3 protein-coding genes and 2 pseudogenes are annotated in these 8,369 nt (G+C 41.8%); 3 read left to right on the top strand and 2 right to left on the bottom strand.

Features of this window, described 5'->3' with window-relative positions; translation table 11 throughout:
• A pseudogene (locus F3741_05185) lies at window positions 1-4,177 on the bottom strand (hypothetical protein).
• 439 nt (window positions 4,178-4,616) lie between these two features.
• Window positions 4,617-5,195 (bottom strand): sigma-70 family RNA polymerase sigma factor, encoded by a 579-nt coding sequence (locus F3741_05180; protein ID MZG30195.1) that lies wholly within the window; start codon window positions 5,193-5,195, stop codon window positions 4,617-4,619.
• A 220-nt stretch (window positions 5,196-5,415) separates the two neighbouring features.
• On the opposite strand from F3741_05180, the gene F3741_05175 reads away from it, so the two are divergent.
• The 3 genes and pseudogenes from F3741_05175 to F3741_05165 all read left to right on the top strand — a co-directional run bounded on the left by F3741_05175 (window position 5,416) and on the right by F3741_05165 (window position 8,288).
• Window positions 5,416-5,895, top strand: coding sequence for a ferritin family protein (locus F3741_05175; GenBank protein ID MZG30194.1), 480 nt, complete (start codon window positions 5,416-5,418; stop codon window positions 5,893-5,895).
• Window positions 5,896-5,967: 72 nt separating this feature from the next.
• Window positions 5,968-6,871 (top strand): annotated as a pseudogene (locus F3741_05170) (IS481 family transposase).
• Between the two features lie 517 nt (window positions 6,872-7,388).
• On the top strand, window positions 7,389-8,288 hold the full coding sequence (locus tag F3741_05165; protein MZG30193.1) for a hypothetical protein: 900 nt from the start codon (window positions 7,389-7,391) through the stop codon (window positions 8,286-8,288).
• Window positions 8,289-8,369 lie beyond the last annotated feature (81 nt).

Genomic DNA, 8,369 nt, shown 5'->3' with positions numbered 1-8,369 from the left:
CATCCGCTTTCCAGGAGTTACCCAGGGTAATGTCCTTCCCTGTTTCTGGATCACGGTACACCGAACCGCGTGGCCCGATGATGATACCGCCGAACAGTCCGTCTCTCACGTTCGTCGTCAGGTTACCGAAATCCCAGATCAATGCACCGTTGATGTTGTAATCAGGATGTGCATAGAACGTGTAGGTTTTCGATTTACCCGGTGCAACCGTCTGGTCGCCAGGGTTGTTACCGACGTTGATGCCCTGGGAATCCAGAGGATCGAACGCGATGTTGTTAGGATGCATTGAAGCGTTTCCTTCTTTCAGACGGTTGGTCAGTTTAACTTTGACACAATCGCCGATGTTGGCACGCAGGGTCAAAGGATGAGGCATATGCCCAGTCGCAGCCTGCTTGGCTTCACCCTCCAGCGCGAAGATTTTACCTTTCGCGTTGGCGAGCTGAAGTTTACGCTCAAAGTCTACTTCGATCTCATCTTCAGTGTTTGGGTTAAACTTCAGTGCTTTATCAATTGCTACAACGCTGAAGCTCTTAACCGGTGCACCTTTCGGGCAGAGAGTTCTCTTCTGTTTCTTGGCAAAGTCTTCGTTGCCAGGAAGAACCTGAAGGTCTTTCTGCTTTTTGTTGTGCACTCGGAAAATACCCCAACTGCCTTCAGACAGATGAGAAGTACGACCGTCATACATCAGGTAGTCACCTGCCATACCCTGATAACCACCAGCGGTGGTCGCCAGGTCATAGCGCTCAGCTATACCAATATGCAGAGCATTGGTCACCCGTGAATCCGGATCATAACGCTCTGGTCGGAACCCATGTCCTGAAAGTGAGAATACATGAGTTTCGTTCATCATACCGTGCAACATACGGAATACCACATTATCCCCCACATACGCTCGAATCATCGGAGTATCAGGGTCTCTGTGGGTCTTACTGCTGAACAGTTGTGAAGCATCAGAGTTTGACCTCAACCGTGCAGTCAATGAAGCCGCACGGAAGTTGAAGCCACCACCTGTGGTGTGCGTTCCACCATTGAGGTGTGGGAAAGCTACTTCCAGCATGCTAGAAGGCATCTGGAAGGAAATCGACTGACCGGCAGCAATCGCGTTCTCACGCGTCAGTCCGGGTGGATTTCCTTCACTCACCAATTGTGCTGTATGTGGAACTGTGTCATGCAACTGTACAACGATTTCACGGAAACTGCCGTTACGCCCGTATGCGAAAGGCTCTGTTCCATGAATGTCGGCAACTGGCCCACTGCGGATTGGTTCGCCGGTTTTAGGATCGTGATACGTAGATCCCCAAGGCTCAACAATGGTAGATCCGATTCCACCATGTGGCCAGGTGGTCGCACCGAACGCATGGTCATGCCAGAACACCAGACCTAAATCAACATCTACCCACCAGCGATAGCGAACATATTCCGTACTAACAATCTGTCCCGCTTTGTGACTGTGAGTCATGCCTTCGGAGAACGTGATGGTATACGTATCATCTTTCGCAAATCCCTTGTTTGGGTCAGGCGAAATATTCGTAATCCAGCGTGCATCCTTGCCATTGGGAACTTCGATACCAACAATGATATCGGCTCCAACATGGTAAGGCGTTGAATGCTTGGCCATCTTAACCACTACTGTTTTATCACCAGGCCGGGTTGATTTAACAACATGACCGTTCATCGGAACAGGCATACCAACATGGTGACCGTCTTTCATCTTCTTGGTGAACTGCTTGTAAGACCTCATGGACTGGTCGTAAGAGAAACCTGAAATTACGCCGTCTGAAGCCTGGTTGTCGAACTGGAAGAAATGCGGATGAATGTTCAACTTCGACATCTGGAAGTTGGTGAAATCATCATCATTCCATTCACTGGTCAACAGCAGGTCCACACAGTCATAAACGTTGGCACGAATGACCAACGGAATGGCTTTCTTAGGATCTGCCTTCACAGCAGCCATTTCCTCATCGATAACATAGATCAGGCCATATTTATCGATAATAGGTGGTGTGCTTCCTACCGCGCCGGAAAGCTCTATCGGAGTATTGATGAAGACCAGATTGTACTGCTTACGACCAGCACCCCTAGGACAAAGACTCCATCTGCCCTGCTCACCCGGCTTGGCACCACCTGTGTTCTCCATATCAGAACCACTTCGAGAACTACCAGACTCTGTCTTGGTAATAACCTCATGGTCGGTCTGCATATGGAACGGCTCTAGCCAGGGAGCACCACCATGGTTACGCGCGAAAGGAACACGCTTACCAAAATGTGGTGTCATATGAGGCCACGCCAGTTTTCCATGCTGGTCAAACTGCAATGGATGACGCTTACCAGGGCGCGGAGAAATATACTTAGGTGTTTTCAAAGTGGATTCCCGCTCAGAAAGAGCCTGGTTGCCTTTCCAGCTATAATCCCAGACAGATCCGTCATAAGACAGAATCTGGCCTTTTTCATCATCAGTATGACCGGGTTGCCCTTGAGGCGGAAGCATGTACTTAACCCAGTCTTTGACATTAACGACTGGTGTTGCTTTACTCCAATCACTTTTTCCAGAATCTATAATTTTAAACTTCTTGCCAAACCAGTCCATGGTCCTGCCGACCAGCTTGTCTGAAGTCTGACCTTTGGGAATTCTTCCCAAACGATCGGGAAGCTCTTTCAAAGGACGCATAACATCGGTGCTACCCATAGGATAATTACCATCCTGTAGGGTGTTATAAACCCTCCAGTAACCCCACATACCCGCTACGTAATGATGCGCAACGTGACAGTGAAACAGGAAGTCTCCAGCTAAACGCTGACATAGACCTGATCCACACTCCGTTTCAAGGTCGAGTGCTTCTGCAGGTCCAATAACCTCAACATCAACGCGGTCGGTCGTGGTACGAACCACCGGATATTTAACCGGACCATCGTATGCTGCTTGTGTCAGGTTTGTAATTTGTGGCTCACGTTGCGGTGAACGAGTCCAACGGATAGAACCTCCATGAGGATGATGTGAATGGAACACTTCACCACCACCATGAATCAAACGGAACTTCGCGGGGTCACCCAGGTATGAACGTGGAATCGTAGTCGGAGCATCCGCAAAAGTATAAGAACTGTACGACAGAGATTCGTCCTCATAATGGAAATGCTTTTCCTGTTGAGCCAGGTTGTTGATACCAAAAGGTTCAGAACGAAAATTCATAGCGCGAGCTGATGGACGATAAGCGTCCGTCAACGGGTCACGCTGAGGAATCATTTCTCCGTGACGATTAAGAGGTCGAAAGGATTCGTCACCCACCTCATGGTAAAAAAGAGCGAACTCACGGAAATCACGGGCATCGTCATTAACGATCATGGCCATCCATCCGTTTTCCAAAGGACCGCCGGTCCATGGATCCAGATAACGGGAACCTCTCGGCTCAACAATGAACGCACCAATCAGTCCCAGCGCAGAAGGATCACGACCCGCATGGTTCTGGATCATGTGACTGCCTTCCTGCTCGTCAACAGGAATGAACCATTCAAATTCCTGAGTTTCGCCGGAAGATACGATAGAACCCTTTGTGGCTGCCGTATTAGGCTGACCAGAAGAGCTGATGATCATCGCAGATCCACTGATCTGAAAACCCGCATCTTCGTCTTCCAGGCGGTTTGTGAACTTAACGCGAATACAATCGCCCTGATTACCACGAATGGTCATAGGCTGAATCGCATCACCCTGCAAACCGGTAGATACCGCTCCAGGATCCAAGCCGTCTTCTTTTACTCGAGCCGCAAGATTTCTTTTTTCCTCATCACGGACTCTATCGATATCCTTATCCAGGACATACATATAGCCCGGGTAGTAGTCTCCCCACTGGTTAAGGGTAACTTCTACATTAATAGCAGAAACTTCATACCTCTTGATGGGAGCATTACTTGGACAATGAGCACCCTTATAGACTTTAGATGCTGCTTCAGAAGGCCCAAGCAAATAGCTCTGCCCCAACTGATGAGCTGACCAAGAGTCATGGAATCCACCACCTGATGAAGCCGGGCTGGCATGCTCCTTGACCTTATCCTGTAGTTGCCCCATAAGCCTCATAAATGTTTTATCCAGCTTTTCCTGGCTGCCTTCCAAACCACTCATCAAATCCTCTTGATTGAGCTGGTTTTCAAGCTTATTTAACCATAATGGCTTATCAACTGCTTTGTTACCTGTATTGTGTCCTACGTGCGAATGATCTGTAGAAACCGAATATACCGGCGTAGCTACAAACATCATAAGAGTCAAAACCAACAATACTTTTCCACCTGCACCATCTGCTAAATACTTAATACTGTTCCACATTAGAACCCTCCTGAAAGGTAAATAACAAATAAACTTTCATATTCTTTATATATTTCATCGAATATAGTAATAGCGCGTCAACAAACCAAAATTTAGGGAACTAGCACCTACTAAATTAATAGATCCAAAAATAAATAATTTATTCTGAAAAACTGAGATTTAATGGAAAATAGCTGAATAAAAAATAAAAAGAGATCAAACCTTATGCAGAAATACGTATTTTGGGCAAAACAAAGGTGGGATAAAATATAATAATTAAAAGAAAAAACGGGTGGTTGATCGTGATTTAAATAAAGATTAGTTAATCAGGCGTATTGTTATTAAGTCTAGAGTCTATAAAGGAAGAACGCAAAAGTTCTTTTTTCAGGTGAACTTTTGCACGCGCAATGCGAGACATTACGGTACCTATAGGTATATTCATAGTTTCAGCAATTTCTTTGTATGACAATCCATCAAAAAAGAATTTAATCAGCGGCAATCGAAGCTTATCCTCTAGCTTGTTTAAAATATTTAGTATGTTTCTTTTTAATTCAGCTCTTAAAACTTCTGTTTCTATATTTTGTTCACTACTTAGTCTATCGCAGATTGAATCAAACTCAATTTCCGCACGCTTTTTATTTTTTTGAATATCTTTTAAGAATTGATTCCTCAATATGGAAAACATCCAATACTTTACTTTCTCCGGGTCTTTAAGTTGATTATAATTTTTTATTGCTAAATATAAGGTCTCCTGAATCATGTCTTGTGCATTATCAGGGTTTCCGCACCAACGAATTGCAGATTTATAAAGTATAGGGACATGAGGCAACAATTTTTTTTTAAAGCAATCCTTCTCTTCAGCCTTAACAAGACTATTTTCAAAAAAACTTAAAAACTCCATTAACTAACTATAACCCCAAAAAAAACACAAAAAGATTGATTAATAAAAGGTTTCTAAATTAAAATAAAGAAAGTATGATTTAGTAACAGGACTAAATTACGCTAATCGAGGAATAATAGCTAAAAAGAACTATCTTTAAAAGTAAATATATCTAAAATGCTAAAGTTGGTGTAAATACGCAAAAGTATTCTATAGTTTCAATTAAAATTGGTTAATAACTATGATAATTAGTAATTTAGAACTGCTTGAAATATCGATTAAAATTGAACGTGAGGGAGCTAGATTTTATAGCGAACTATCGGGCAAAGTCAAAGATACAATAGCAAAAGAATTTTTAATTCAAATGGCTAAAGAAGAAGCCTCTCATGAAAATCAATTCATAAAAATTCTTGAGGAAACAGATAATTTGGAATGGGAAAATGATGAGAATCTAAAAAGTTTAACAACAGAAAAATTCCAAACTGACATCTTCCCAAAAACTAGTGAGGTTCTAGGTGAATTACCAAAGTTTGAAGACATCGAAAAAGCTTTTGATTTTGCAATAGAGTCCGAGAAAGTATCTGCAGAGTTTTATCACATCTTAGGGAATGCATGTAAAGATATTGAGTTGAAAACAAAATTATTTCAGTTGGAAAAAGCAGAAATAGAACATTGCGATAAAGTTATTTATCTCAAAAAACGTATAAAAAGAACAGTTTAGTTAGCTTTGAAATCCACGAGATCGGTTGACAGGTTTTGGTAGTATTGAACCTATTCAACCGGAGACCGTGAGATGACACCAGAAGAACGGGATATTAGCCGAAAACTTAGAGTTTTAACCTACGCCAAGAAAATTAAAAACGTTTCCAAAACCTGCCGCTATTTTGGGATTTCAAGAACTACTTTCTACGAATGGAAACGGGCCTATGAGGAAAAAGGAGAACCGGGTCTGATCAATCGAAGTCCAGGGCCTTCCTACGGAAACGCGCCGCATCGATATCCGGACGAGGTTTATGAAAAAATTCTCTACCTGCGGAAAACTTATCATATGGGGCCGCAACGGATCGTCTGGTACCTTGAACGCTATCATGATATCCGGATCTCCTCAGGGGCCGCCCATAAAACCCTGCTACGGCATGGCTTGAATAAGCTACCCCAAAACTCCAGGAAACGTTCCATCGTAACCAAAGAGATACGAAAAGCAGGTTCCAGGCCATCATGTCCAGGTTGATGTCAAGTTCCTCATTTCCCAAAAAGATGGTGGAAAGGTGAAACATTACCAATATACGGCCATCGATGACGCCACACGCATACGGGCTTTAAAGGTTTACAAAAAACACACTCAAAAGAACGCCATTGATTTTATAGATTATGTGGTCGATAAATTCCCTTTCCGAATTCAAACCGTAAGAACCGATAACGGTCATGAGTTCCAGGCTCAGTTCCATTGGCATGTTGAAGATAAAGGCATCCGGCATCATTACATTAAACCAAGAACCCCTCGTCTCAATGGCAAGGTTGAACGATCTCACAAGACAGACAAGCAGGAGTTCTATCAACTTCTCGAATATACCGATGATGTCGATTTAAATAAAAAACTCAAGGAATGGGAAAACTTCTACAACTGCCACAGGCCTCATGGGGCGTTTAAGGGAAAGACACCCTATGAAATCCTGAAAGAAAAAATGGAAAGTTGAGGTGCCTGTGGACCCTGTGCGAAAATGCCTCGCATTTTCCACAAGTCCACAGGACTAACTGTTAACCGATTTTACGGCTCTCACAAGTTAGCAATCCAGTTTTACAAAGATCACTTAACACCCTAACTCCCTTCTCCCATATTACAATCTTTTATTGTTTGCAAAATCTTCTAGTCTAAGCCTGCAAAAATATAAGTTTCCAAAATCCTAAATGAAAACTAACTCTAAATAATGTTTCTTTCTGAAAAGAAATATTTCTTCAAAAGTATTATTAACAATAAATAAATTATTCACTTCTATTTCGGGAATATTTCCAAAGAATATGGATCTTATTTATTGAAGTTTGCATTTTGAGTTTTCATGAATTGGTAGATCCACCCTTTTTCTACCTCCTAAGTTCAAACATTTCATGTCAGACTCTAATGCCTTGAAAGATCCACCCAATTTTCTACCTCCTAGGGTGGGTCTTTCTTTAAAATATTTTTTTATATTTTAATACAAATAAAGGAGAAAAAGAGTGAGAACAAAGTATTTAGCACAAACTAGTTTAATATTTTTACTTTCCTTTTTTTCCAATACAGTCACGGCATACGATTTCAACTTTAATGGTTCCATGACAGAGGGAAAGTTTACAAGATATGTTCCTCCCTTAGCACAACCTTATTTAAACGAAACACCATATATAACAACTGAAGCTCGTTTAGTTTATTTATATAACGAAATACCAAAAGGTTTTGTAACAGGCGGAGGCAGTATTAACATATTTGCAGCACAGATACGCGTAGCCCTGACTGAACAACTTGGTTTTATTGCTACTAAAGATGGTTATACAATTTTACATTTTGACAATGTCTTGCCGGATAGTGATGGTTTTGAAAATATCTCTTTTGGCTTCAAGTATGCCTTACATTCAAAACCTGATGAGGAAGAAATATTAACTTTTGGCATTGAATACGAACCACCAACGGGTAGCCTGTCTTCAGGAGGTATTAATTTGCAGGGAAAGGGAGATGGCTTTATAGATTATTTTTTAACAGGAGCAACAAAGAATAATAAATGGGGAATTCAGGGTAGCCTAGGTATTCAGCAAGCATTGGACACAGATTACAATAGCTCTTTTTTCCACTGGCATGCACACTTAGACTATGAATTGTTTAAAAACTTTTTTCCTCTAATCGAAGTTAATGGCTTAAAAGCTTATGACCCGGGAAACCGAACAGCAATATCTAATTTCGAAGGAAATGATGCAGCAAACTTTGGGAGCACATCATCGACACATGTAGTGTCCGGCACAGCAGGGTTTAGATATAGACTTACCAAAAATATAATAATGGGAATGGGTTATGAAACGGCTTTAACCGAACAAAAAGACCTACTCGAATATAGAACAAATTTAGATCTTACGCTGCATTTTTAATAAGGCTAATAAATCTATTTATATCAAACCATCGGTATACTTTAATGATTTTATAGATTAATTATTTACTTAAAATGTATT

The organism is Nitrospinota bacterium, assembly GCA_009873635.1.
Taxonomy (GTDB): domain Bacteria; phylum Nitrospinota; class Nitrospinia; order Nitrospinales; family VA-1; genus LS-NOB.
Note: the sequence above shows the minus strand (reverse complement) of the source record. Positions and strands in the feature narration are given on the sequence as shown.